This window comes from Alkaliphilus metalliredigens QYMF (assembly GCF_000016985.1).
Lineage (GTDB): Bacteria > Bacillota > Clostridia > Peptostreptococcales > Natronincolaceae > Alkaliphilus_A > Alkaliphilus_A metalliredigens.
The window spans coordinates 4,456,847-4,479,848 of the sequence record NC_009633.1; the positions used below are offsets into that span (position 1 = coordinate 4,456,847).

Genomic DNA, 23,002 nt, shown 5'->3' on the forward strand with positions numbered 1-23,002 from the left:
AGGTCGTCTATTGCTATCGCAATGACTTCCGTCGCACTTAAAGTCTTTCGACTTTCAAGTGCTCAAAGTATTACCGTCCTCCAGTTTCTTAACTGGTATCGTGGTCATACTTAGTGAGAGAGGTCTCTCAAAACTAGACAGTATAGATGCGCCTTTGCTCCTTAGAAAGGAGGTGATCCAGCCGCACCTTCCGATACGGCTACCTTGTTACGACTTCACCCCAGTCATCGACTTCACCTTCGGCAGCTTCCTCCTTACGGTTAGATAGCTGACTTCGGGTGCTTCCGACTCCCGTGGTGTGACGGGCGGTGTGTACAAGACCCGGGAACGCATTCACCGCGACATTCTGATTCGCGATTACTAGCAACTCCAGCTTCATGTGGGCGAGTTTCAGCCCACAATCCGAACTGGGACCGACTTTATAGGATTTGCTCCGGATTACTCCTTCGCTGCCCGTTGTATCGGCCATTGTAGCACGTGTGTAGCCCTGAACATAAGGGGCATGATGATTTGACGTCATCCCCACCTTCCTCCGAGTTATCCCCGGCAGTCTCTCTAGAGTGCCCAGCCGAACTGCTGGCAACTAAAGACAAGGGTTGCGCTCGTTGCGGGACTTAACCCAACATCTCACGACACGAGCTGACGACAACCATGCACCACCTGTCACCTCAGTCCCCGAAGGGAAGACTCCGGTTAAGGAGTGGTCCGAGGGATGTCAAGTCCAGGTAAGGTTCTTCGCGTTGCTTCGAATTAAACCACATGCTCCGCTGCTTGTGCGGGTCCCCGTCAATTCCTTTGAGTTTCACTCTTGCGAGCGTACTCCCCAGGCGGAGTGCTTAATGCGTTAGCTGCGGCACTGAGGTTCGACCCCCAACACCTAGCACTCATCGTTTACGGCGTGGACTACCAGGGTATCTAATCCTGTTTGCTCCCCACGCTTTCGTGCCTCAGCGTCAGTAATGGTCCAGAAAGTCGCCTTCGCCACTGGTGTTCCTCCTAATATCTACGCATTTCACCGCTACACTAGGAATTCCACTTTCCTCTCCCATACTCAAGTCTTGCAGTTTCAAAGGCTTACTACGGTTGAGCCGTAGCCTTTCACCTCTGACTTGCAAGACCGCCTACGCACCCTTTACGCCCAGTGATTCCGGATAACGCTTGCCCCCTACGTATTACCGCGGCTGCTGGCACGTAGTTAGCCGGGGCTTCCTCCTAGGGTACCGTCAATATTCTTCCCCTAGGACAGAGCTTTACGACCCGAAGGCCTTCATCGCTCACGCGGCGTTGCTGCATCAGGCTTTCGCCCATTGTGCAATATTCCCCACTGCTGCCTCCCGTAGGAGTCTGGACCGTGTCTCAGTTCCAGTGTGGCCGATCACCCTCTCAGGTCGGCTACTGATCGTCGCCTTGGTGAGCCATTACCTCACCAACTAGCTAATCAGACGCGGGCCCATCTTGTACCGAAATTCTTTGACCCTTAAGGGATGCCCCTCTAGGGTTTTATGGGGTATTAGCAACGGTTTCCCGTTGTTGTCCCCCTGTACAAGGTAGGTTGCCCACGCGTTACTCACCCGTCCGCCGCTAGTTTCACTTTCTTCCACCCGAAGGCTTCCGTCAGATTAACCCGCTCGACTTGCATGTGTTAGGCACGCCGCCAGCGTTCATCCTGAGCCAGGATCAAACTCTTATATATAAATTTCTGGGTCCATCTTAGTAAAACTAAAATGGCTTCTCGACTTTGTCGAGTTTGTATCTTGCGCAAAATCTAAGACTTTGGCAATCTACTTGTAATATGCTGGCTTACATCTATACTGTTTAGTTTTCAAAGACCTGATTTCACTGCTTTGTCATAATGTGTCGCGTTTTGGCGACTTAACCACTATATCATTTTTTACGTGGCATGTCAATACTTTTTTATAGCTTCTATCTAAAAGCTTATTTAGTAATAACAAAACATACTTTGAAATTCTTTAAATACATCAACTTTTTAACGTCATCAGTTTTTAATGACGAAGACCATCATAACATCTCACCCCTTGACTGTCAATATTGGAATTATATCCAATTTTCCATAAGTAGTACTTCTACATAAGTAGTACTTCTATAGGTACGATTAAAGAATCATAACTATCAATTATGAATTTAAAGCAAAAAACCTCCTCCCAACTTTACTGTGGGGGAAGGTTTTCTTTGTTTCGGTAAACTGTAATGTTTAATTGTTGGTTGTCATATTGGACATCAGCCTCATCTATCATCATTCCTACTAAGGGAAGTTCCTGATAATGATCATTTTCCCCTGCCAGCCCCCAATAATATCCTTCAATCTGATCCTGTCGTTGAACTTGTAACAAACTCTTTAGATTCTCCAATTCTTCTATAGGAATCTCTTGTGACTTCCCTTCCACATGGATCATTACATTTTCTTCTCCATCTTTGAAGTCCACATGAATATCCTTTACCCCTACCTTAAAACAAAAGCTCATCAATTCATCTAATATTTTCCTTGACCTCATTCGCTCTTGCTTCACATTATTCTTCCTTTCTAAAAGACTCAATAATTGGTACTAGGATACCAGCTACCATTCCTCCTGAAAATCCATTATTATATAGATTCATACCGCCATGCAAGTATCCTACATTCATGACCATGGCCATGTGTAAGAATCCCGCTACGATACCACTTGTCCATCCAAATTGACCTGCAATCGGAGCTAGTGTTGTTCCAAATAAAGCAGCAAGCAATGCACCAGTAGAGTTTAGCGCCCATACCTGTGTTAAACTTGCAAGAATAACACCAATCAGAATTGGCGTCACATTTTTTACATGTTTACCAAAAGCCCCAAATCCAACAATAGTGAAAACCCCACCGATGGTGGCTCCATTCAGTTCTCCCCCTACAATGATTACATAGGCAGTTGAAACTAATCCTAGTATGCCCATATTAATAAAGCTCATTCCGAAACCTTCTAGGGCAACAAAGTCTGAAACCGCACGCCCAGAGTGCTTAATTAACTTCCCATATCCCGCAAAGCTATTTCCATTAAAGAAAAATCCTACCATTAGCATTGAAATAAATAAAATAGAAAGGTAGACAGCGAAAACAAAATTATATCCTTCCGCTACTATCAGTGTCGTCTCATGGCTAATGCCATAAGCTCTCATCACAGCCATAAAAAATGTTCCGATCATTCCTGCAGTGAAACCAATATTGTATAAGTTGAAACCTTGATGGAACTTCAATAAATGATTGGCTAATGGCGGCAATACGAATCCGACTAACATACCAGCTGCAATTCCCATTACCATTCCTTGTACAATTGTTGCCCCATAACCAAAACTTATCTGACTAATTAGAGGTCCTAAGGCCGTACCAAAAAAAGCAATGATTATAAACTTACTAAATTTTTCTTTTTGAACTTTTGCATAAATTAATACCCCTAGAAGTATAGGCCAAATATTATAGAAGTTCTTACCAAAAAGAGCAAATCCCCCAACAGTAAAAATAGCGGCAACCATGGGGCCATTCATAATCGCTTTATTTAATTTTGCAATTGCGATGGCAATTAACATTAAAAGACCACTATTAAAAAATGTCGCCCCTATATTACCAATTACCATATAATCCGATACTAATGTGCTAGGGTGAATGACAATTCGCCCTAATCCCCCCATTATTTCTCCAGGTGTATTAAAGAACAATGATGAAATCAACACCATGACAGCGTAAATGGTCATAACAATATATTTAGGTTTTTCACCAATATTCATTACTTGATCCATGGTCTTTTTGCGTCCCTTCAGATTACTTAACCATCTATATGTCAACAAGTCTTGCATACAATCCTCTCCTTTACATAAAATCGACAAATTTTCCTCAAACCATACTATTTTATATTATAATATTTTTTTATCAAAGCCTCAATGATTATTTGAAAAAATACTCATTATTTTTTAAGTAGCATAATTTAATACCACTACTCTAGCACATTTCTATCCTCTTAGAATAAGATATTAAGGAATGATATTTACAGGAGGTGCCTCATGATTGAAGGTATTTTGATTGCAATTGCCGTTAGTATAGACAGCTTAAGCGTAGGCGTCGCCTATGGCATCAAAAAAATAAAAGTGCCTCTACATTCACTTATTGTATTAGACATCATTTCAATTTTACTACTTAGCATAGGGTTTTTCTTGGGTAATATGATGATACGTGTTATTCCTCCTTATATGACAGAACTCATCGGAGCTTCTATGCTGATTTGCCTAGGTATTTGGCTCTTGCTCCAAGGGTGGCTAGAATATAAGTTCCCTAGACAAGACATTAAAAACCCTATCTCTATTGCAATTATCAGTATTCAATCTCTTGGGATCGCCATCAATATTTTCAGAGATCCCTCCCAAGCTGATCTAGATACTTCTGGTATAATTGATACCCGAGAAGCTGTTTTGCTAGGCTTAGCCCTAGCCATTGATTCCCTCGCCATAGGTGTAGCTGTCTCATTAAATTCTATTTCTATTATCCTCTTTACAGTTGTCTTAGTAGGTATTCTGAATCTTGTTTTCTTACTTTCAGGCATTTATTTAGGTAACAAATATCTAAGTAATCGTTTTAGACAGAAAACCGCCTTCGTCCCCGGTTGTATTCTTATATTACTTGGATTAGTACGACTATTTTAATTTATAATTATTTTCAACCATTATATGATCATTATCAACGAATATGTATCATTTCATATTTAAGGAAGGCCTGTTGGTCTTCCCATTTTTTTATCAATATTGGACATACTAGTTAGAAGTCTATATAAGGAGGCATAGTATGTTAGAACATCTTATTGAAACCTTGGTCGTTTATATTATTAACATACTAGAATTAATTGGTGTGTTTATAATTTCGTACTCCTCTTTACGTGGTTTTATCATCTATATTGGTCATAAATTAAAATTTGATGATACCTGTATCAAGATTGAAATCGCCAAAGGACTGGCTATGGGTCTTGAATTTAAATTAGGAGGAGAGATTCTAAGAACAATATTAGTCCGTACATTAGATGAAATAATGGTGTTAGGAGCAATCATTGTCCTAAGGGTTATATTAACCTTTGTCATCCATTGGGAGATTAGCTCCGAAATTCACCAAGACGAGGAGTTAAGAGCTTCTTTAGCAAGAAGACAAAAAAAATAATCTATTTGCCTTTCTTTTTTGAGACTCACCCTGGATGTGGTCCTGAAACCATTTTTGCCACCTTATTTACAAGAGGACATCTTAAAAGATCTAAATAAAGAAGGTACATTATTCTGCACCTTCTTTTTACTGACTTATTATAGGTAAGTATATGGTAAAAGTTGTTCCAACTCCTTCTTCTGACTGAAAATCAATTCGTCCTCCATGGACGCGAATAATTTCATAACTTACACTCAATCCCAACCCTGTTCCATTCTCCTTAGTTGTCATATACGGAGTGCCTATGTATTTACTAAACTTGTGGGGAATTCCTTCACCCGTATCTTGTATCACAGTCACAACTTCTTCTCCCTTTAGGAATACCTCAACCATTAGCTTCCCATTTTGCTCCATGGCCTCAATTCCATTTTTAATAATATTCATTAATACTTGTTTTATCCGTTGTATATCTGCTTGTATTTTTGAGGTGTTTTGATAAGAACGATTAACTGAAATTCCTTTTTTATCTGCCTCATGCTTTAATACCGACAAAACTTCTTCAACTAAATTAGTCATCTCACAAGGAGTCATTTGAGGGTCTCCTCGTCTTCCTAATACCAGGAACTCTTCTACAATTGAGGAAGCACGATCCATTTCTTCGCACATCAGATCGATGAGATCCTCATCTATTGGCTTGCCAATCTTATACCGCTGTAGCTGCAGATACCCCTTTACAACAGTCAGCGGATTCTTAATTTCATGGGCGATTCCAGTAGCAATTTGCCCTAAAGCTGCGTACTTTTCTGTATTAATTGCCTGAATGACACTTTCTTTTCTCTGAATTTCTTTATATAGATAATACAACTGAAATAAAACAATATAAATAATAATTAAAATAATTCCCTTTCGTAGCGCCATATTAGCCGCTACCCTGGATAAATTCACACTAGGCTGTACTAATAATACCGCCCTTCTATTATGATAAATCGGCACATATGTAAATACCTTTTTCTCGTTATCAAGGAAAGATCGTTCTTCTAAGTACCCTCTTTCACCACTGTACAACATTGGGAAACTATTCTCTACAAATTTCCGTTCCTCCTCGTGGGAGATTATTGTATGTGGATGATAGACAGAACGTTGATTTTCATCGACTACAATAAAGTATTTATTTTCTTCTAATATATAATTCTGCATATCCGCCCTGAACTGTTCTAAGTCTACATAGGCGATTAAAAGGCGCTTTTCACTTTCATATTGTCTTACTATTGGCGCTGAGATTGCAAATGTGGACTTATTCATTTCATTGATGTAAAAAGAACTTGTCATATCAGTTTCACTTGATAATAATCCTTGAAGTTCTTTGGCGCCCATTAACTCAACTGGTTGTCCATAGTCCTGTTGATTACTACTTATAATACTTCGTCCTTCTTCATCTACAATAATCAAAGTATTAAACAAGCGATGCTCTTTATCTACTTCATTGTCTAAAATTCCCGTCAAAACTGGTATATCTAAAGAGGTCATTGCTGGTTGTTCAGCTAACATTTGAACATAGCATCTCAATTTTTCAAAATAAAGTTCTACGTAATATCCAATGTTTTGTGTTTCTTTTAAATTCTCCTCAATCATACGACTTCGTGTATCACTATAATCAAAATACAGGCTCACGATACTAGTAAAGATGATGATAATTATAATTGCAACTCCTAATCGTCTTTGTAGGCCATTTTTAATCATAAACCATCCTTTACCCCTTCCCTGCAAATTTAATTGTATATATAATTTTGTATACTATATTCTACAATGTTATTCAATTCCCTCCTTTTTTCTACAAATCATTAGTGCCTATGGCCTATAAAATAGGTGAATTTGACGTATAAAATAGATAAATCAATATTGCAAATTTTCAATCTCACAGTTATAATGGTATATGAAGGCAGAGTAGGTGTTATGCGTTAAGTGTTAGGGGATGGGAAGTTGCTCCTAAACGAAGAACTCATTTCGCGATATAACACCGCGTCCACTGTCACAGTCGAGGGAAGCTACTTTTTCGATACATTAATTTCTCTTACATGTGGCGCTATGTCTAACATTAAGAGAAAGGAGGTGTCCTAATGGAAAGCTCTTTTAAATTATCAAAAGAAAGAATTAGGACCCACAATAAATTATCTACTAAAAATTTGGTACTGGCTTCAATCTTCGTCTCAATGAACATCGTACTGACTCGCCTAGGAGCCATTATGCTCTTCGGTGGAACGGTTCGATTTAGCTTTGGAAACATTCCACTGATTCTTTCAGGTATGATGTTGGGACCTGTAGCTGGCCTAATGGTTGGTGCTGTCAGTGATTTATTAGGGTTCTTTATTAACTCCCATGGGGGTGCATTTCATCCAGGCTTCACATTAAGTGCAGCTTTGACTGGCATGATTCCGGGGATGATTGTTATGTTAAGTCCTAAAAACAAATATTCTATGGTCAATGTAGTGGCTGCTAACTTAGCCGTTTTAGTTGTTATCTCCTTAGCCCTGAATACATTTTGGCTTTCGCAGCTTTATGGCAATGCATTCCTTGCCTTATTACCTACTCGAATTACAACCAGTTTGATTATTGCAGGAATCAACATTTTCCTAACAACTGCTTTAGTAAAGGGTTTGAAAAAGACCCCTGTTTTTAACTAGAGTAAAAGTATATAATTTAAAATGCAAAGCTACTAGTCCGCTAGTAGCTTTTTTACACTTTAATCTCTGCGCAATTTCTTACGTTTTTCACTCTATCTACAAGGAGGTTCTACCTATGATTAAAGTATTAGCCATAATGGGCAGTCCTAGAAGATTAAAAAATAATGACCGATTGCTTGATGAACTGCTTAAAGGGTTATCGGGCCCTCATACAATTATAGAAAAATATCATGCAGATCACTTAAATATTCAGTCTTGTAAAGCATGTGATGGATGTACCCGAAAAAAAGGCTGTGTATTAAAGGACGACATGATCAATCTATATGCAAAGTTTGATGAAGCAGATATTGTTATTATGACCTCTCCTTTATATTTCAATAGCGTTAGCGCCCAGTTGAAATCCGTCATAGACCGTTGTCAAGCGCTTTGGTCTAGCAAGTATGTCCTAAAGGATTCTATGATTGACCAAACTAAAAAGCGTCTTGGTTACTTCCTTTGTACCGCTGGCGTTCCCCAGAACGACTCACTCTTTAGCGCAGCTACACCGGTCATGGATTTGTTTTTTAAATCTATCAACGCTGACTATTTAGGAAACTTATTCTTCTGTAATGTGGATGAACATCCAGTCTACGAAGATTCTGAAGCTTTAACCCAAGCCTTCAGGACAGGGGAAAACTTGTTGCATATTGCTTTATCTCATCGTACCGCTAAATAAGAAAGACTCATTATTGTGTTGTCCACAGTAATGAGTCTTTCTTATTTATTTATTTTAAAAGAGATTCAATTTTATCTTGATCAAAACCGACTATTGATTCTTCTCCAATCATGATAACAGGAACACCCATGAATCCTTTTTTCATTAATTCCTTTCTGGCAGCTGCATCCTCCGAAACATTTCTTTCTTCATAGTCAATTCCTTTTTCTTGAAAATATTCCTTAGCCGTATGACAATACCCACACGTATTACTTGTATAAATGATTACATTTTTATTCATTAATATCCCTCCTAATTGCTTTTCACAACTATTTTACCCTTTTACTACAGATGCCAATCAATCAAACTTATCAATTTTATCAATCACTTTTCGATAAACTATCGGGAAAGTTAATGTCTCTAATTGACCTATGGGGACCCACTGATATGGTTCTTTAACCCTAAGGTGATCATTGCTTCGTCCTTTAAATATGGACATCTGCCATCTTTGGTGGGTAAAAACATGCTTTTCTTTTCCTATATATTCAAGTTCCACTACCACTTGACCAACTTCCTCTTGAAAGTCCTCCTGTATCACGGCTTTCTCATCTACCTTATGCATGAGATCAATAGTTGGTAATGCCCATAAACCGCCCAGAAGTCCCTTTTGTGGGTTTTGTTTTACTAAAATAGTTCCATTATACACCATCCATAATATGCCTTTATGATAGTTTTTCACCTTTGTTTTCTTAATTCGGATTGGTAGCGTTTCTTGTATATCCAAGTGATGGGCTTTGCATTGATTGTGAACCGGACACAACCTACATCTAGGTTTTTGGGGGACACATACTGTAGCTCCTAGCTCCATCAATGCCTCCGTAAAGTCTCCACCATTGTCTTGTGGCATAAGCTGAAATACAAGATCTGTCACTTCATTGACTACCTTTTTTTCCATAATATCTTCTTGAATATTAAAGAGGCGACTCATTACCCGTAGAACATTACCATCAACCGCTGGCTCCTTTTGATTATATGCGATACTTAAAATAGCTCCGGCAGTATAGGGTCCAATTCCTGGTAGCTTGAGAAGTATCTTTTTATCCTTTGGCACATTGCCTTCATGTATCAAAACAATTTCATTGGCAGCACGATGGAGGTTTCTCCCTCTAGAATAATACCCTAATCCTTCCCAGGATTTCAGCACTTCCTCTTGAGATGCTCGTGCCAAGGTTTCTATTGTTGGAAATTTTTTCATAAAGTTTTGATAATAACTAATCACAGTCTCAACACGAGTTTGTTGAAGCATAATCTCCGATACCCAAATACAATAGGGGTCCTTTGTTTCTCTCCATGGCATCCAGCGCTTCTCTTCCCGAAACCATTCTATTAATTGATAGGAAAAACTTTCCTCAGTCATTTTTTCACTCCCTCAGAATAAACGAACTAAGTGACCAACACAAAACATAGATTTCAATTATCTACTTATGAATTAAGTCTCATTTCATCTTAACATAAGTATAAGACTCAATTCAGTTGTGCAAAATTTACCATAGATTCAGTTCCTAGCTTAGTACAAAGATGGCTTCTAAACAAGAAAAAAAGACTGGTTTCATGCACCAATCTTCTTTTCCTGCTTATTAACCTAAATGACTCCTTTGCCTACCCTTATAGCATGTCTTCTCCTGGACTCCAATTAAAAGGACATAAACCACCAGATTGCAATCCTTGTAATACACGAAGTGTTTCCTCTACACTTCTACCTACATTCAAATCATGTACAACTGAATATCTTAAAATGCCTTCTGGGTCAATAATAAACAGACCTCTTAGGGCTATTCCTTCTTCTTCAATTAAAATACCATAGTCACGGGCAACTTTCTGTGTCATATCTGATGCCAGTGGAAAAGATAGCTTTCCTAACCCGCCTTGGTCTTGGGCTGCATTGATCCAAGCCTTGTGAGAGTGCTCACTATCAGTACTGGCTCCTAAGACAGATGCGTTTAACCTACCAAAGTCAACTAGTCTTTCATTGATTCCTGTAATTTCAGTGGGACAAACAAAAGTGAAGTCCAAAGGATAGAAAAACAATACTAACCATTGTCCTTTATAGTCATCTAGTGATACTTTTCCAAACTCCATGCCTTCCCCATCCACTGTTTTCATCTCAAAATATGGTGCCTTTAATCCAACCATTCTTTCTGCCATATATAAAAACCTCCTCATTAATTAATTACTTCCTCTTTTATATTCCCAGTGTTATTTTGTTTAAACACCTTTAAGTGAAATTTATTATTCTTTGATAATAATAATTACTATTATCTCACTTATGTTCCTCTCCAGCATAACAATTATGATTCTATTTATTTATGCATCTCTGCCCTTGTCCATTGACTTTATTCTTCTATTTTGTTACTCTAATGTAAAATAAAATAAGCTTGTATGAGTAAGGGGGAGATTAATTTGAATTACAAGTTGTTTTTTACAGCCTTCACCCTATTATTCATTGCAGAACTGGGGGATAAAACACAGTTGGCAGTCTTCACTTTATCTGCACAGCATAAACAGCCATGGCCTATTTTCTTCGGGGCTTCCTTGGCCCTTACATTGGTTACTTTTTTAGGAGCTTACTTTGGACATATTGTCACAAAGCATATACCCGTTTTGGTGATTCAAACAGTATCGGGTCTACTTTTCCTAGGAATGGGGCTTCTTATTTTAAAAGACTCACTACCTTCCTTTATTGGCACTTATCTAAAGGGATTATTATTTCAATAATAATCCCTCCAGTAAAACCCAGTATCTGCAAAACATCTAACTACAAATAAATAAAATTTAAATTTAATCAATCATCTTCTTTAAAACAAAAAACTTTGGGTATCATACAATATAATACGTATCTAAAGAGAGGAAGATGAAAATGAAAAAAGTTGTTCTTTATACAAAGGATTTTTGTCCGTTTTGTCATCGTGCGCTGGATCTTTTGAAATCTAAAGAGGTTGAATTCACTAATGTAGATGTTACTCATGACTTAGAAACCTTTAAGACAGTGATCAAACGAACTGGTTCTGATACAGTTCCTCAGATTTTTATTGATGATGAGTTTATTGGTGGCTGTGATGATCTTATTGCTCTAGATCAGGAAGATACATTAGATTCAAAGCTAGGATTATAATCATTAGCTTTTAAGTGAGGATTAGACAATGAAAAAAGCAGATCTTTATATATTGTCTCTTATCGTGTTCGCCGCAGTAGGTATGTATGGCTTTAATGAGATTTTTGTTTATCAGACAACCGATGGACAGGAGCTTACTGCTGTGATCGAAGCTAATAATGAATTGGTAAGAGAAATCAAATTATCTGATGTAACTGAACCAGAGGTTTTTACAATTGAGCAACGGGGTTATGTTAATGAGATTTTCGTGGAACCAGGTAGAATCGCCATGGGCTATGCTAACTGCCCTGAGCCGGATCACTACCATAATAATTGGATCTCTCGACCTAATGAAATGCTCGTTTGTTTACCTAACTTTGTTGTCATTCGAATAAAAGGATCAGATGCACTGGTTGATGGGGTGACACATTAATGAAAAGACAGAAAAAATTAGTTCTATTAGGATTATTAACAGCCCAGGCTTTAGCACTTTTTGTTGTTGAGATGTATATTCCATTACCGATTCACATTCCTGGGATTAAGCTTGGCTTAGCTAATATCATTTCAATTGTGGCATTAATTCTCTTTGGCTATCGTGAAGCAATTGCCATTGTTGTTCTTCGAACACTTTTAGGCTCTCTTTTTGCTGGTAACTTTAGTGTATTTTTTTTCAGCATCGCTGGAGGCATACTCAGCGCCTCAGCCATGGCTATTCTTTTCAGATATTTGGGAACTCACTTTTCTATTTACAGCATCAGCGTCGTAGGCGCAGTTTTTCATAACATTGGGCAATTACTTGTGGCGGCAGCCATTATTTCCAACTTCTATATCTTTGCTTATTTACCACCCCTCTTAATATCTGGTGTGGTGACAGGTTATTTTATTGGCTGGACAGCAAAGTTTTTACTTGAAATTCTACGTAAGCATGGTAAAACCTTGGGCATCGAAGCCTTTAATTATGATTTGAAGTAGAATAAAATAAAGAATCTCCTATTTAATTTGGAGATTCTTTTCTTATAATATATTTGTTATGTGTAGTCTGCTTTTTTCTTTGACGTGTTCGACTAGGGTTTTAAGATGTGCAAGTTCTCCAAGAGCGGTCTCTCTTTCTTCCAATGCAGCATACCGCCCTACCTTTGCTAATACAATGTCAATGGAATCAATTTCATAATGCTCTAAGAAAATTAGCCATCCTTTCTTTGTCTTTTCCCATTCTTTACTAAGCTCATTCAAGTTGTTCTGAGCTTCATTCCAATTTTCTTCTTCAATCGCTTCGTCTAATTGTTCTATCTGCTCAACAAGTTTTTGGGTGCTTTGTGAGATATATTCACTGAGCCAAATGGATCCAGCAAAAAATATAATTAATATGATAATTGTTATGACCACAACCTTCATTTCCGTCTTCTCCTTTTCTTAAACTTGACTCTTTACTTTGCTTTTTCCTGTGCATGAAAGTTTCCCTCAGAGGAAATAAAGGCAAAGAATACATTGTGCAGCCCTTTAATTCCTTCGTTTTCTGTTTGCTTTAGTAGCCAACTCATATCATATCCGGCCCGTTTCAAATTATTCTGGTTCACTTTCCCATCTATGATTAATGTCACTGGTAACTCCTCCTGTTGTACGGCCACAGCTAGATCAGATGTGATCACACCCCTTTTATCTGGCTTTGGCATAATACTTAGTTGTCCATTGGTTTCTAAGATAGCATATTCCACATCACTCAAATTTAGATACTCCTTGGATCTTAACTGCTCTAATAAATCATTCACATTGATTCGCAATCTACGTAACTCCGATTGTACAATCCGCCCCTTGTGAATTAGAATACTAGGTTTCCCACAAATCAACCCTCTGAACTTTGTACTTTTCAAAGATAGATATGAAATAATTACTTGTCCTGATAAAAGTGTTAAAATTGGGATCACCCCATTGATTAAAGGAACACTTGTATTTTCCATAGGCGTTGCCGCTAGGTCTGCAATCATAATAGTAATCACTAATTCAAAGGGTTGCATCTCAGCAATTTGCCCCTTTCCCATCATTCTCATGACAATTACAACAATCATATACAACACAAAGGCTCGAATGAATATAACAATCATTTTTTCCACTCCTAGTACAAATTTGCTTTTGTTATTATTCCCGTATCTATGTTTTCTATGAAAAAAAACCATCTAGTCAGCTTAACCTTTTTCGTATTGGGTAAGATAACAAGTAAGAAGTTTTACATATATAGGAAGGGTGATATTATTGTCTGCATTATTTAGTCCCTTTACACTCAAGGATTTAACATTAAAAAATCGAATTGTGATGGCACCGATGTGTCAATACAGCGCAAGTGAAACAGGATATGCCAATCAATGGCATCAGGTGCATTATGTTAGTCGTGCTGTTGGTGGTGTGGGGTTAATCTTACTTGAAGCAACTGCTGTAGAACCGAGAGGTCGTATTTCACAAAAGGACCTTGGTATCTGGGAAAATGGACATGTGACAGGTTTGAAATCCATTGTCACCGCCTGCAAACAATATGGTGCACGGGTAGGTATTCAGTTAGCCCACGCAGGTAGAAAGTGTCATATCCCTTCAGAAAAAATTGTTGCTCCTAGTGCCATTGCCTTTAACGAAGAATATGCAACACCTACATCATTATCTCAAAATGAAATTCAGACCATTGTTCAAGCCTTTATTCATGGAGCTGCCCGGGCTTTAGAAGCTGGATTCGACGTCATTGAAGTTCATGGCGCCCATGGTTACTTAATTAATGAATTTTTATCCCCCCTGACCAATCATCGAGAGGATCAATATGGCGGAAGTCCTGAAAACCGTGTGCGATTTCTTAAGGAAGTTTTAGAGGGTATTCAAGGAGTTTGGCCTAAAAATTTACCCATCATTCTTCGGGTTTCTGCAGAAGACTACATAAAAGAGGGTAACCATCCAGAAGATTTAGCTGAAATGATTAATCTTGTTAAGGAATATGGTATTGATATGGTTAACGTTAGCTCTGGTGCCGTTGTGCCTGCTAAAATCAAGCCTTACCCAGGCTATCAAATCCCGTTCTCCGAAACCATTAAAAAACAAACTAACTTGCCCACTATTGCGGGAGGATTGATTACAACAGCTACCATGGCTGAAGAAGTTTTGCGCAATGAACGGGCAGACTTGGTTTATTTAGGCAGAGAGTTGCTACGCAATCCCTATTGGCCATTACATTCAGCTAAAGAGGTTCGGGACGATATTTTATGGCCTCTTCAATATGAAATGAGTAAAGTATAGTAAAATTCCTTTTTATTAAAAATTTCAAGTGCTTAAATAGAAAAGTGGTAGATGCATTGTTAAGTGCATCTACCACTTTCTATTCCTTCCCAAGTACCCTCAACACATTCTTCACTTGAAGTGCCACACCAATTTCTAAACAATCCTCATCTACGTCAAAGAGACCATTATGTCCATCATGAATCATTCCCTTTTCTTCATTACGACAACCCAATCGATAAAAAGCTCCCGGTGCCTCTTGTAGGAAATAAGCGAAGTCTTCCACACCTAAGCTCGGACTTTTTATAATCTTCACCTTATCTGGACCTAATAACGCTTCAGCATTTGCCTTGACACTCTCCACCATTTCATCATGATTGATTAAGGCGGTGTATCCCTTCTTTCGAAGAACTTCACCACTGCCTCCCATTGCTTCAGCCACCTGGAGGACAATTTTTTCAATACGCTCCAGAACCCGTTCTCTTACGTTTGGATCTAATGTTCTAACAGTCCCTACCATTTCCACTTTATCTGCAATAATATTGCCCTGGGTTCCCCCATTAATTTTCCCTAGGGTCACAACTGCAGAATCCCGTGGGTCGACATTTCTACTCACAATGGTTTGTAGGGCATTAATCACTTGCCCTGCCATCATAATGGTGTCCACTCCAGAATGAGGATAAGCGCCATGGGTACTTTTACCGTGTAGTGTAATTTTAATGCTATCGGAGGATGCATTCATCTGTCCAAATTTCAATCCAATTTCACCCGTGGGCATTTCTGGGGACACATGAAGGCCAAAGACTGCATCCACCTTAGGATTTTCCATCACACCTGCCTCAATCATTGACTCCGCCCCACCGAAGGTTTCCTCTGCTGGTTGAAAGAACAACTTCACATTTCCCTTTAATTGAGCCCTCATATCATTGAGTATTTTCGCCGCACCTAATAAAATCGTTGTATGGGCATCATGACCACAGGCATGCATTTTTCCCGGCACCTTAGACCGATAGGGTACATCCTTGGCATCATCAATGGGCAAAGCATCCATATCGGCCCGTAATGCCACGGTCTTACCTTCATGTTTTCCTTTAATAAAGCCCACTACAGCTGTGTGAGCAATATTGGTTTGATAAGGAATGCCCATTTCATCTAGCAGCCTTATGATTTTTTCTTGAGTCCTAAATTCTTCTCTGCCTAATTCTGGGTACTGATGAAAATCTCTTCTTATTTCTACCATCCACCGCTTCATTGCAACGGCTTGCTCTAAAATTTCATCCTTCTCATCTCTTTTACTCATTTAACGGTTTCCCCCACCTCTCCTTTGCTCTATTTCATTAATAATTCTCCTTCTACCTTCTTAAACTGTTTGGCATTTGCTCTCTACTCAATAGGTCTCCATAGGTTTCTCGTTGAACCATGATCTCCGCCTTACCTTGGTCCACTAGTACCACGGCAGGTCTTGGCAAACGATTATAATTACTAGCCATAGAGAAGTTATATGCTCCCGTACTTAATACAGCCAAGAGATCCCCAGTCTGTATTTGCGGTGCCTGTAAATCCCAAATCAAAATATCTCCAGATTCACAGCATTTCCCAGCTATGGTTACAATTTGATCTTTTTCTTCATCAATTTTATTGGCCACCACTGCATCATACTTGGCATTATATAGGGCAGGTCTCGGATTATCTGGTAATCCACCATCTACACTGGCATAGGTTCTTACATCGGGAATCTCCTTGACTGTCCCAATGCGATAAAGTGTAATTCCTGCCTCCCCTACAATCCATCGCCCAGGCTCAATGATGATTGTGGGAACCTCAAGTCCTACTTTTTCACAGGCATCCTTGATTGTTTCCATGATTGCATCGGTAAAATAACCCAATGGCCGAGGCGCTTCATCTACATACTTGATACCAAATCCCCCACCAGTGTTTAATTCTTCTGTTATGAATTCTAAATGGTCCTTGAGGTGCTTCATCAGATTGACCAGTACCTGAGTAGCATCGGTATAAGAATCATTTTCAAAAAGTTGAGATCCAATATGAAAATGGAAGCCCTTTAACTTTATATAAGGGGATTCCATTGTTTGTTTCACAGCACTTTCAATGATTTCAGGCTGTAGTGGAATACCAAACTTTGAATCTTTTTGTCCCGTCACAATATATGCATGGGTTTTCCCCTCTACCCCTGGTGTCACTCTAAAGAGTACATCGACTTTTTTCCCTTGCTCCTTAGCAATCTGTTGAAGCATTTCTAATTCAAGTAAATTATCTACTATGATTCGACCTACCCCATGCTCCACAGCTAAATAAAGCTCTTCAAAGGATTTATTATTCCCATGAAACATAGTCTTCTCCATTGGGAATCCCGCTTGAACAGCTGTATATATTTCACCACCCGAGACAACATCTAAACCAAGTCCTTCACTTTCAATAATTCGACACATGGCCATGGTTAAGAATGCTTTACTTGCATAGGCAGCCTTTGTATTTTCATATTTTTGTAGAAAAGTTTCACGAATTTCTTTACATCGTTCTTGAATTTTTTCCTTTGACAACACATAAAGTGGCGTTCCATACCGTTCAGCTAATTCCACGGTATTACACCCTCCGAACATGAAATGTTTATTATTCTCATTCTGCTTTTCCATTTTTCCATCTCCTCGCTCATTATGACCAAACCAATTAATGGTCTTCTTATATAAAGACAATCCCTGAATTTCTTTGATTCCTATTCCAGGTTCATCATTTCCCCTTGACTAATTAAATAATTTTTCTTCTATTTGCATTATTATTCTATCTCAAATCACAGTCATTTGCAATTATTTGACATCAATTGCCATAGTGGATGATAGCAAGCTTATATTTCGAAGGAGACATACTTCGTCTCTAAGAATCCTTCAATTCCATAGTGTCCTCCTTCACGGCCTATTCCACTTTCTTTAAATCCTCCGAATGGTGCTTGTGGCGTTGATGGTACGCCATCATTCACACCCACGATACCATAGGCTAAGGCTTCCGACACACGGAATCCCTTGGCTAATGATTGGGTGAAGAAGTATGCCGCCAAGCCATATTTCGTATCATTTGCTCGTGCAATGACTTCTTCTTCTGATTTAAACGACACCACAGGAATAACAGGTCCAAAGGTTTCTTCCTTCATGATTAGCATTTCTTCGGTTACATTAGATAAAAGTGTAGGCTGATAAAAATAGCCCCCTGCAGCAGATGAACCCCGATGAAAACCTTCCCCTCCAAATTCTATCTTGGCACCTTTGTTTACTGCATCTTCTATATGGGTCTTCACCTTTTCATAGGCATTTTGGTCAATTAATGGGCCTAGGTGCACCCCTTCTTCTAACCCGCTTCCAATTTTGTAGTTCTTTAATTTTTCCTTCATTTTCAAAATAAAATCATCGATAATTCCTTCTTGAACATAAAAGCGATTGGAAGCTACACAAACTTGCCCACAATTTCGAAGCTTTGAATTCAACGCTCCCGTTACTGCTTTATCCAAGTCTGCATCATCAAAAACAATAAATGGTGCATGTCCACCGAGCTCCAAAGAAATACGCTTTACCGTGGCACCAGCCTGGGTCATTAATTTTTTCCCAACTTCTGTGGAACCCGTGAAAGTCAATTTCCTAACTCGAAAATCATTCATTAATGTCTCCCCAATCTTGCTTGCATCTCCAATCACAAGATTAACAACCCCCTTAGGAAATCCCGCCTTTTCACATAGCTCAAAAATCTTAATGGCAGTTAAGGGTGTGCTTGAAGCAGGTTTTAAAACAACGGTACAGCCTGCCGCCAAAGCAGGAGCCATTTTTCTAGTAATCATAGCCGCGGGAAAATTCCAAGGTGTAATGGCTGCTACCACACCAACTGGTTGCTTTAACACCATAATTCGTTTGTTTTCTTTAGATGCCGGGATTGTTTCACCGTATACACGTTTTGCCTCTTCGGCATACCACTCTACGAATCCTGCCCCATAAACCACTTCTCCCATGGCTTCCTGTAAAGGCTTTCCTTGTTCTAATGTCATGATTTTTGCAATCTCATCCTTATGTTCAATCATCAAATGATAAAGCTTTGTTAAGTAGTTAGCTCTTTCCCCCGCAGTGGTTTTCGACCAGGTTTTGAAGGCTTTATCAGCACTTTCGATAGCCCTTTCCGTCTCTGCGTATCCAGCTTTAGCTATGTACACCAATATATCTCCCGTAGCAGGATTGACGACTTCTAATTTTTCTCCTTCTTTGCCTTCAACCCACTGTCCATCAATATACATTTTACAATTCATTTTTCTGCCTCCTTCTCCTTTTAAAACGATTATTACAGTATAGTCATTACTCACATTATACCCAAAAGATCCATAATACTACAATAATGTCTCCTATCATTTAATTACATTGCTGAGGATACATTTGAAATGCATAAAAACAATACTCCCATCGTAGTCTAATATATATTATAATAGTTAAGGTAGTCATTCATAGGGAGAGTACTACACATCACTAGTAATTAAAAAGGAGGATCTCATTGTGACAACATTCAAAGCCATTTTGCTTGGCATCGTACAAGGTTTAACAGAATTTTTACCAGTTAGTAGCTCTGGCCACTTAGCTGTTACCCAGCATCTACTTGGGGTTCCTGAAGATCGCATTTTGTTTCTAACAATTCTATTACACGTTGGAACACTTTTTTCTGTTTTCTTTGTGTATGCAGATGATATTTTTATGATATGTAAGGAATTTATACTCATGATCGTGGATTTGTTAACAGGTAAAGGGATACGGGTGAATAACCAATATCGAAAGTTGGGCCTACTCATCATTGTGGCCACCATTCCCACTGGAATCATAGGTCTTTTTTTCAAAGACCTATTTACTAGCTTCTATAATTCAACCCTAATCATTGGGATTTCTTTACTGGTTACTGGAACCCTGTTATGGACCGCTGAAAAGGTCAATACAGGAAAGCGAGATATTAAGGATATGAATTGGTTTGACGCTGTTATTGTAGGATTATTTCAAGGATTAGCCATTACTCCAGGGATTTCCAGATCAGGATCCACCATCGTTGGTTCTCTTTTTAGGGGCTTTAACAAAGAACTGGCCACTAAATTTTCTTTTTTAATTTCTATTCCAGCAATTTTAGGTGCAACAGTCTTTGAAGTAAAGGATGTTCTGGAGGTAGGCTTAGGAGATTTCACCCTAACAATGCTTATTGCAGGAGTCCTAGCCTCCTTTTTATCCGGCGTATTTGCCATCCGAACTTTGATTAACTTTATAAAAAAAGAAAAGCTATATTATTTCTCCTATTATACTTGGACTGTTGGTTCCATCGTTATTCTGTTTTCTCTTCTTTAGTTTTTAAAATAATAGGGTTACTTTAATAAAAAGAGTAAAGTCCTGCGACATAGAATCGCTGAACTTTACTCTTTTTATGTTATTGTAGTAAAGAATTATCTTTTCTATATTATGAAGATTTCCTCCGTATAAACATACTAAAACTTGTTTAATTACTTTTTCAGTGTAGTTTCGCAAACTTTTTTGCAAAAATTCGCAAGATAACTTTCAAAAAAAACTGTGGATATATGGGTTATTTTATTAACCTATCCACAGTTCTATTTTATATGTTTTTATGTAATTTTTCTAGTCTATTGGATCATGTGCTTTCTGTATTCGTGCTCTACGTTTGTGTTCGATATCTGAGCATATATTTGAGTTATCGAAGCATCTTCGTGTCCGAGGATTGCCTGTACGGTTCCTAAGTCAGCCCCGCTATTAAGTAAATGAGTGGCCATAGTGTGCCTAATCAAATGAGGATAGATACTTTTCTTGATTCCCGATGTTTTTTCTATCTTGTCAAATTCCCGTTCTATGCTCCTTCGTCCTAGTTTTTTTACTGGATTTCTTTCAGTTACAAACAGAGCTTCTTCCTCATCTAATCTTGCCATGAGATACTTCTGGATATGTACTTTTGCCTTAGCATTGATATAAACCGTTCTTTCTTTGTTTCCCTTACCGATAACCTTTAACTGTAATCTTTGCCAGTCTATATCGTACTTTTTAACATTTTCTACTTCCTCCAGTCTGCACCCAGTACTATAAAAAAAATTCTAACAAAGCCTTTTGTCTATAAGTCTTGCAACCGTCTCTTAGTATTTCCATTTCTTCATTTGTGAGTGCCTTCCTGATTCTTTTTTCTGGCTTAAGGGATTTGATTTTTCTAAGTGGACTTTTATTTATGTATTCTTCATCTTCAAGCCATCTAAAAAATCCTCTTAAGATATCTGTTTCGGTCCCTATCGTGCCATTTTTTACACCTGTTTTAGCGTAGCTTGCTAAATACATCCTGATGTCCATTGTCGTGACATCCTCAACGTTTTTGCGCATATAATAGGCAAACCTATTCAGATTTCTACTATAACCTTCAAGCGTCCTCATTGCTAGTCCGTCAATTTTCTTAGAAGCTAGATATAGTAGAATTTTGTCGTTCATGTCATCTTGGACAACTAATGACCTCTGGGCAGGATTTACATCATAATCATAGAGCACTTCTTGGATGATCTGTCGAGCCTTTTGCTGATCTAGCATTCCATTAAATTCTAGGTCTAGTCTTCCTACGATCCTAACAACAGCTTCTTCTTTTCTCAATCTAATCTCCTCCTGTGTTTCTCACACAGGAGATATAAATCCTAAATACAATTCTTGTCAAAAATTACATATGGTGATATACTATAGGCAAGATCTCCTACGTGAGATTGGATTTGAAAAGAGCCTTTTACTTTGCGAGTGGGGGCTCTTTTCTCTTTTTTGTTCCTATCTATATTATACCAAACATATGTTCTGTTTACAATTATTTTCCAACTTTTTTTATTGATATTTGAACCTTTTATGACGTCTAAAGTTCCTATTGTGTTGTTAAATACTTAAATACATCTACAGCTTTACAATAAAATTCATGTTTAATTTTAAGCGTAATAACTTTTGATTCATCAATATTGCAATACTCTAAGAGGTGTTCTATGCCTTCTTTTTGATGTCTCCAAAATTTTAATTGTCTTTTAAAAATAATTCGCTTTATAATAACAACGACCTCCTAATTATGACTTAGCAGGATATAAAAATCCCGTTATTTCTTGATATTCTTCTTCTGAAATTGCCTTACCTACTACATTAAAAACTCTGTCAATACTCCATAGTCCTGTTTCGTAATACTCTTTTACTCTATTAAACATCAATATCAACCCCTGTCATTATGGCTATATAATCAATATCAGCTCTATTCTTTTCTTCAAGTGTCGGTTCTTTCGGTGCTATCGGTTCTAAATCCTTTCTTGCTTGATATTCTTCTTCTGTTAATATCTCAATTTCTTCTTCTGTAAGTCCTGCATTTAGTGCGTTTTGTAGCATTATTTCAGAGGAATTACTAGAACCATCTATTACCTTTGTAGTGTTTTTAATTACGCAATATTTCATTTTATCCCTCCCCATGATAAACAACCATAGCAGTTATTGTAATAGTACCCGTATTAGCCCCAGAAACTTGACTCCATAGTATATCAAACCCATCATTTTCCACGTTGCGAATGTTACCACTGAGCCTATTTGTAGTATCTCCCTGTGATATAAGTATAGCGGAGCCCGTGTAAGGTCGCCATATTCCACTACCCGAACCTGAATAAAAGGACTTTTGTGCTCCTATTTGCCCAAAAAAACCTATACTTATAGTCGCTTGGCCTGTAATGTTTGCATAAAGCGTAATTCCCTTTGGCTTTCTTGGTGTAGCAATATGCTGTGTTCCTAGGATACTCGCATCTCTTTGAAAATCTATAACTTCCGACACACTTTCTGCCACATGCGAACCTAAGTCCTCATCTAAATTCATTACTTTTTGCCTGATTTCTTTTATGCATTTATATATTTTGTTAAACAACCAGTTAAACCATCCAGCAGGAGGTTTTTCTGTTGGCAACCATCCATCACTTTTCTTTTGTGCTGGTGGTTCTGTGCCCTCGTTTAACCATTCAGGTAATTGTTCATTAAACATTGTAT

The 23,002-nt window shown here is 38.3% G+C and carries 26 protein-coding genes, 1 rRNA gene and 1 riboswitch; of the genes, 10 read left to right on the forward strand and 17 right to left on the reverse strand.

Translation table 11 applies throughout. The features are described 5' to 3' along the window. Nucleotides 1-165 precede the first annotated feature (165 nt). The 3 genes from AMET_RS21595 to AMET_RS21605 all read right to left on the reverse strand — a co-directional run bounded on the left by AMET_RS21595 (nucleotide 166) and on the right by AMET_RS21605 (nucleotide 3,837). Nucleotides 166-1,693, reverse strand: a 16S ribosomal RNA gene (locus AMET_RS21595). 475 nt (nucleotides 1,694-2,168) lie between these two features. Continuing rightward, nucleotides 2,169-2,528 carry a hypothetical protein gene (locus AMET_RS21600; protein WP_157047329.1) on the reverse strand — a complete coding sequence of 120 codons (360 nt, stop codon included), beginning with the start codon at nucleotides 2,526-2,528 and terminating at the stop codon, nucleotides 2,169-2,171. Between the two features lies 1 nt (nucleotide 2,529). After that, on the reverse strand, nucleotides 2,530-3,837 hold the full coding sequence (locus tag AMET_RS21605) for a DUF1576 domain-containing protein (protein WP_012065341.1): 1,308 nt from the start codon (nucleotides 3,835-3,837) through the stop codon (nucleotides 2,530-2,532). A 204-nt stretch (nucleotides 3,838-4,041) separates the two neighbouring features. On the opposite strand from AMET_RS21605, the gene ytaF reads away from it, so the two are divergent. Both ytaF and AMET_RS21615 read left to right on the forward strand, forming a co-directional pair. Beyond that, entirely contained in the window at nucleotides 4,042-4,677 is a 636-nt protein-coding gene (gene ytaF, locus AMET_RS21610; RefSeq protein ID WP_012065342.1) for a sporulation membrane protein YtaF, read from the forward strand. A 139-nt stretch (nucleotides 4,678-4,816) separates the two neighbouring features. Next, nucleotides 4,817-5,182: a DUF1622 domain-containing protein gene (locus AMET_RS21615; protein ID WP_012065343.1), complete on the forward strand. Its 366-nt coding sequence runs from the start codon at nucleotides 4,817-4,819 to the stop codon at nucleotides 5,180-5,182. A 126-nt stretch (nucleotides 5,183-5,308) separates the two neighbouring features. Here the strand turns inward: AMET_RS21615 and AMET_RS24605 are convergent, their stop codons facing one another. After that, nucleotides 5,309-6,901 carry a PAS domain-containing sensor histidine kinase gene (locus AMET_RS24605; RefSeq protein ID WP_012065344.1) on the reverse strand — a complete coding sequence of 531 codons (1,593 nt, stop codon included), beginning with the start codon at nucleotides 6,899-6,901 and terminating at the stop codon, nucleotides 5,309-5,311. A 198-nt stretch (nucleotides 6,902-7,099) separates the two neighbouring features. Next, nucleotides 7,100-7,192, forward strand: a riboswitch (THF riboswitch). 86 nt (nucleotides 7,193-7,278) lie between these two features. Here AMET_RS24605 and AMET_RS21625 point away from each other — a divergent pair. Continuing rightward, nucleotides 7,279-7,842: a folate family ECF transporter S component gene (locus AMET_RS21625; protein WP_012065345.1), complete on the forward strand. Its 564-nt coding sequence runs from the start codon at nucleotides 7,279-7,281 to the stop codon at nucleotides 7,840-7,842. 115 nt (nucleotides 7,843-7,957) lie between these two features. Continuing rightward, the gene (locus AMET_RS21630; protein WP_012065346.1) at nucleotides 7,958-8,557 is read left to right on the forward strand and encodes a flavodoxin family protein; all 600 of its coding nucleotides are present in this window, start codon (nucleotides 7,958-7,960) and stop codon (nucleotides 8,555-8,557) included. A 49-nt stretch (nucleotides 8,558-8,606) separates the two neighbouring features. Here the strand turns inward: AMET_RS21630 and AMET_RS21635 are convergent, their stop codons facing one another. From AMET_RS21635 to AMET_RS21645, 3 genes are all read right to left on the reverse strand, one after another. After that, the gene (locus AMET_RS21635) at nucleotides 8,607-8,837 is read right to left on the reverse strand and encodes a glutaredoxin family protein (RefSeq protein ID WP_012065347.1); all 231 of its coding nucleotides are present in this window, start codon (nucleotides 8,835-8,837) and stop codon (nucleotides 8,607-8,609) included. Between the two features lie 57 nt (nucleotides 8,838-8,894). After that, complete coding sequence (gene mutY, locus AMET_RS21640) at nucleotides 8,895-9,953, reverse strand: A/G-specific adenine glycosylase (RefSeq protein WP_012065348.1); 1,059 nt, start codon at nucleotides 9,951-9,953, stop codon at nucleotides 8,895-8,897. 248 nt (nucleotides 9,954-10,201) lie between these two features. Beyond that, a complete protein-coding gene (locus AMET_RS21645) occupies nucleotides 10,202-10,741 on the reverse strand; it encodes a peroxiredoxin (RefSeq protein WP_012065349.1) in 540 nt (179 codons plus the stop codon). Between the two features lie 255 nt (nucleotides 10,742-10,996). On the opposite strand from AMET_RS21645, the gene AMET_RS21650 reads away from it, so the two are divergent. The 4 genes from AMET_RS21650 to AMET_RS21665 all read left to right on the forward strand — a co-directional run bounded on the left by AMET_RS21650 (nucleotide 10,997) and on the right by AMET_RS21665 (nucleotide 12,659). Continuing rightward, on the forward strand, nucleotides 10,997-11,311 hold the full coding sequence (locus AMET_RS21650; RefSeq protein ID WP_012065350.1) for a TMEM165/GDT1 family protein: 315 nt from the start codon (nucleotides 10,997-10,999) through the stop codon (nucleotides 11,309-11,311). 142 nt (nucleotides 11,312-11,453) lie between these two features. Then, entirely contained in the window at nucleotides 11,454-11,708 is a 255-nt protein-coding gene (gene grxC, locus AMET_RS21655) for a glutaredoxin 3 (protein ID WP_012065351.1), read from the forward strand. A gap of 28 nt (nucleotides 11,709-11,736) precedes the next feature. Further along, entirely contained in the window at nucleotides 11,737-12,120 is a 384-nt protein-coding gene (locus AMET_RS21660; RefSeq protein WP_012065352.1) for a NusG domain II-containing protein, read from the forward strand. Continuing rightward, complete coding sequence (locus tag AMET_RS21665; RefSeq protein WP_012065353.1) at nucleotides 12,120-12,659, forward strand: Gx transporter family protein; 540 nt, start codon at nucleotides 12,120-12,122, stop codon at nucleotides 12,657-12,659. The genes AMET_RS21660 and AMET_RS21665 overlap by 1 nt, the downstream gene beginning before the upstream one ends. Nucleotides 12,660-12,701: 42 nt before the next feature. On the opposite strand, the gene AMET_RS21670 is transcribed toward AMET_RS21665, so the two are convergent. Together AMET_RS21670 and AMET_RS21675 are read right to left on the reverse strand one after the other, a co-directional pair. Next, nucleotides 12,702-13,082, reverse strand: a complete 381-nt coding sequence (locus AMET_RS21670) for a DUF4363 family protein (RefSeq protein WP_012065354.1) — start codon at nucleotides 13,080-13,082, stop codon at nucleotides 12,702-12,704. A gap of 32 nt (nucleotides 13,083-13,114) precedes the next feature. After that, a complete protein-coding gene (locus AMET_RS21675; protein ID WP_012065355.1) occupies nucleotides 13,115-13,789 on the reverse strand; it encodes a YetF domain-containing protein in 675 nt (224 codons plus the stop codon). Nucleotides 13,790-13,928: 139 nt separating this feature from the next. Between AMET_RS21675 and namA the strand changes: the two genes are divergently transcribed. Next, nucleotides 13,929-14,960 carry an NADPH dehydrogenase NamA gene (namA, locus tag AMET_RS21680; protein WP_330368635.1) on the forward strand — a complete coding sequence of 344 codons (1,032 nt, stop codon included), beginning with the start codon at nucleotides 13,929-13,931 and terminating at the stop codon, nucleotides 14,958-14,960. A 79-nt stretch (nucleotides 14,961-15,039) separates the two neighbouring features. On the opposite strand, the gene AMET_RS21685 is transcribed toward namA, so the two are convergent. The 3 genes from AMET_RS21685 to AMET_RS21695 form a co-directional block, all read right to left on the reverse strand. Further along, nucleotides 15,040-16,239 carry a M20 metallopeptidase family protein gene (locus AMET_RS21685; protein ID WP_012065357.1) on the reverse strand — a complete coding sequence of 400 codons (1,200 nt, stop codon included), beginning with the start codon at nucleotides 16,237-16,239 and terminating at the stop codon, nucleotides 15,040-15,042. A gap of 52 nt (nucleotides 16,240-16,291) precedes the next feature. After that, nucleotides 16,292-17,593, reverse strand: coding sequence for a diaminopimelate decarboxylase (lysA, locus tag AMET_RS21690; RefSeq protein ID WP_012065358.1), 1,302 nt, complete (start codon nucleotides 17,591-17,593; stop codon nucleotides 16,292-16,294). Nucleotides 17,594-17,802: 209 nt separating this feature from the next. Continuing rightward, on the reverse strand, nucleotides 17,803-19,242 hold the full coding sequence (locus tag AMET_RS21695) for an NAD-dependent succinate-semialdehyde dehydrogenase (protein ID WP_041721213.1): 1,440 nt from the start codon (nucleotides 19,240-19,242) through the stop codon (nucleotides 17,803-17,805). 241 nt (nucleotides 19,243-19,483) lie between these two features. Here AMET_RS21695 and uppP point away from each other — a divergent pair, with 241 nt between their 5' ends. Next, nucleotides 19,484-20,311 (forward strand): undecaprenyl-diphosphatase UppP, encoded by an 828-nt coding sequence (gene uppP / locus AMET_RS21700; RefSeq protein ID WP_012065360.1) that lies wholly within the window; start codon nucleotides 19,484-19,486, stop codon nucleotides 20,309-20,311. 290 nt (nucleotides 20,312-20,601) lie between these two features. Here uppP and AMET_RS27130 read toward each other — a convergent pair whose 3' ends face one another. The 5 genes from AMET_RS27130 to AMET_RS21715 form a co-directional block, all read right to left on the reverse strand. Beyond that, nucleotides 20,602-21,036 carry a tyrosine-type recombinase/integrase gene (locus AMET_RS27130; protein ID WP_330368774.1) on the reverse strand — a complete coding sequence of 145 codons (435 nt, stop codon included), beginning with the start codon at nucleotides 21,034-21,036 and terminating at the stop codon, nucleotides 20,602-20,604. A 13-nt stretch (nucleotides 21,037-21,049) separates the two neighbouring features. Then, nucleotides 21,050-21,601 (reverse strand): tyrosine-type recombinase/integrase, encoded by a 552-nt coding sequence (locus AMET_RS27135; protein WP_330368636.1) that lies wholly within the window; start codon nucleotides 21,599-21,601, stop codon nucleotides 21,050-21,052. Between the two features lie 449 nt (nucleotides 21,602-22,050). Then, on the reverse strand, nucleotides 22,051-22,185 hold the full coding sequence (locus tag AMET_RS25290; protein WP_011971576.1) for an XkdX family protein: 135 nt from the start codon (nucleotides 22,183-22,185) through the stop codon (nucleotides 22,051-22,053). Next, nucleotides 22,178-22,426 carry a hypothetical protein gene (locus tag AMET_RS21710; RefSeq protein WP_011971575.1) on the reverse strand — a complete coding sequence of 83 codons (249 nt, stop codon included), beginning with the start codon at nucleotides 22,424-22,426 and terminating at the stop codon, nucleotides 22,178-22,180. The genes AMET_RS25290 and AMET_RS21710 overlap by 8 nt, the downstream gene beginning before the upstream one ends. A 1-nt stretch (nucleotide 22,427) precedes the next feature. Continuing rightward, nucleotides 22,428-22,997, reverse strand: a complete 570-nt coding sequence (locus tag AMET_RS21715) for a hypothetical protein (RefSeq protein ID WP_011971574.1) — start codon at nucleotides 22,995-22,997, stop codon at nucleotides 22,428-22,430. Between the last annotated feature and the right edge of the window lie 5 nt (nucleotides 22,998-23,002).

What these genes read in the sequence shown, in the direction of transcription:
- AMET_RS21605 (WP_012065341.1), bottom strand. Translation starts at nt 3,837, where the DNA reads ATGCAAGACTTGTTGACATATAGATGGTTAAGTAATCTGAAGGGACGC.
- ytaF (WP_012065342.1), top strand. Translation starts at nt 4,042, where the DNA reads ATGATTGAAGGTATTTTGATTGCAATTGCCGTTAGTATAGACAGCTTA.
- AMET_RS21615 (WP_012065343.1), top strand. Translation starts at nt 4,817, where the DNA reads ATGTTAGAACATCTTATTGAAACCTTGGTCGTTTATATTATTAACATA.
- AMET_RS24605 (WP_012065344.1), bottom strand. Translation starts at nt 6,901, where the DNA reads ATGATTAAAAATGGCCTACAAAGACGATTAGGAGTTGCAATTATAATT.
- AMET_RS21625 (WP_012065345.1), top strand. Translation starts at nt 7,279, where the DNA reads ATGGAAAGCTCTTTTAAATTATCAAAAGAAAGAATTAGGACCCACAAT.
- AMET_RS21630 (WP_012065346.1), top strand. Translation starts at nt 7,958, where the DNA reads ATGATTAAAGTATTAGCCATAATGGGCAGTCCTAGAAGATTAAAAAAT.
- AMET_RS21635 (WP_012065347.1), bottom strand. Translation starts at nt 8,837, where the DNA reads ATGAATAAAAATGTAATCATTTATACAAGTAATACGTGTGGGTATTGT.
- mutY (WP_012065348.1), bottom strand. Translation starts at nt 9,953, where the DNA reads ATGACTGAGGAAAGTTTTTCCTATCAATTAATAGAATGGTTTCGGGAA.
- AMET_RS21645 (WP_012065349.1), bottom strand. Translation starts at nt 10,741, where the DNA reads ATGGCAGAAAGAATGGTTGGATTAAAGGCACCATATTTTGAGATGAAA.
- grxC (WP_012065351.1), top strand. Translation starts at nt 11,454, where the DNA reads ATGAAAAAAGTTGTTCTTTATACAAAGGATTTTTGTCCGTTTTGTCAT.
- AMET_RS21660 (WP_012065352.1), top strand. Translation starts at nt 11,737, where the DNA reads ATGAAAAAAGCAGATCTTTATATATTGTCTCTTATCGTGTTCGCCGCA.
- AMET_RS21665 (WP_012065353.1), top strand. Translation starts at nt 12,120, where the DNA reads ATGAAAAGACAGAAAAAATTAGTTCTATTAGGATTATTAACAGCCCAG.
- AMET_RS21670 (WP_012065354.1), bottom strand. Translation starts at nt 13,082, where the DNA reads ATGAAGGTTGTGGTCATAACAATTATCATATTAATTATATTTTTTGCT.
- AMET_RS21675 (WP_012065355.1), bottom strand. Translation starts at nt 13,789, where the DNA reads ATGATTGTTATATTCATTCGAGCCTTTGTGTTGTATATGATTGTTGTA.
- AMET_RS21685 (WP_012065357.1), bottom strand. Translation starts at nt 16,239, where the DNA reads ATGAGTAAAAGAGATGAGAAGGATGAAATTTTAGAGCAAGCCGTTGCA.
- lysA (WP_012065358.1), bottom strand. Translation starts at nt 17,593, where the DNA reads ATGGAAAAGCAGAATGAGAATAATAAACATTTCATGTTCGGAGGGTGT.
- AMET_RS21695 (WP_041721213.1), bottom strand. Translation starts at nt 19,242, where the DNA reads ATGAATTGTAAAATGTATATTGATGGACAGTGGGTTGAAGGCAAAGAA.
- AMET_RS25290 (WP_011971576.1), bottom strand. Translation starts at nt 22,185, where the DNA reads ATGTTTAATAGAGTAAAAGAGTATTACGAAACAGGACTATGGAGTATT.
- AMET_RS21710 (WP_011971575.1), bottom strand. Translation starts at nt 22,426, where the DNA reads ATGAAATATTGCGTAATTAAAAACACTACAAAGGTAATAGATGGTTCT.
- AMET_RS21715 (WP_011971574.1), bottom strand. Translation starts at nt 22,997, where the DNA reads ATGTTTAATGAACAATTACCTGAATGGTTAAACGAGGGCACAGAACCA.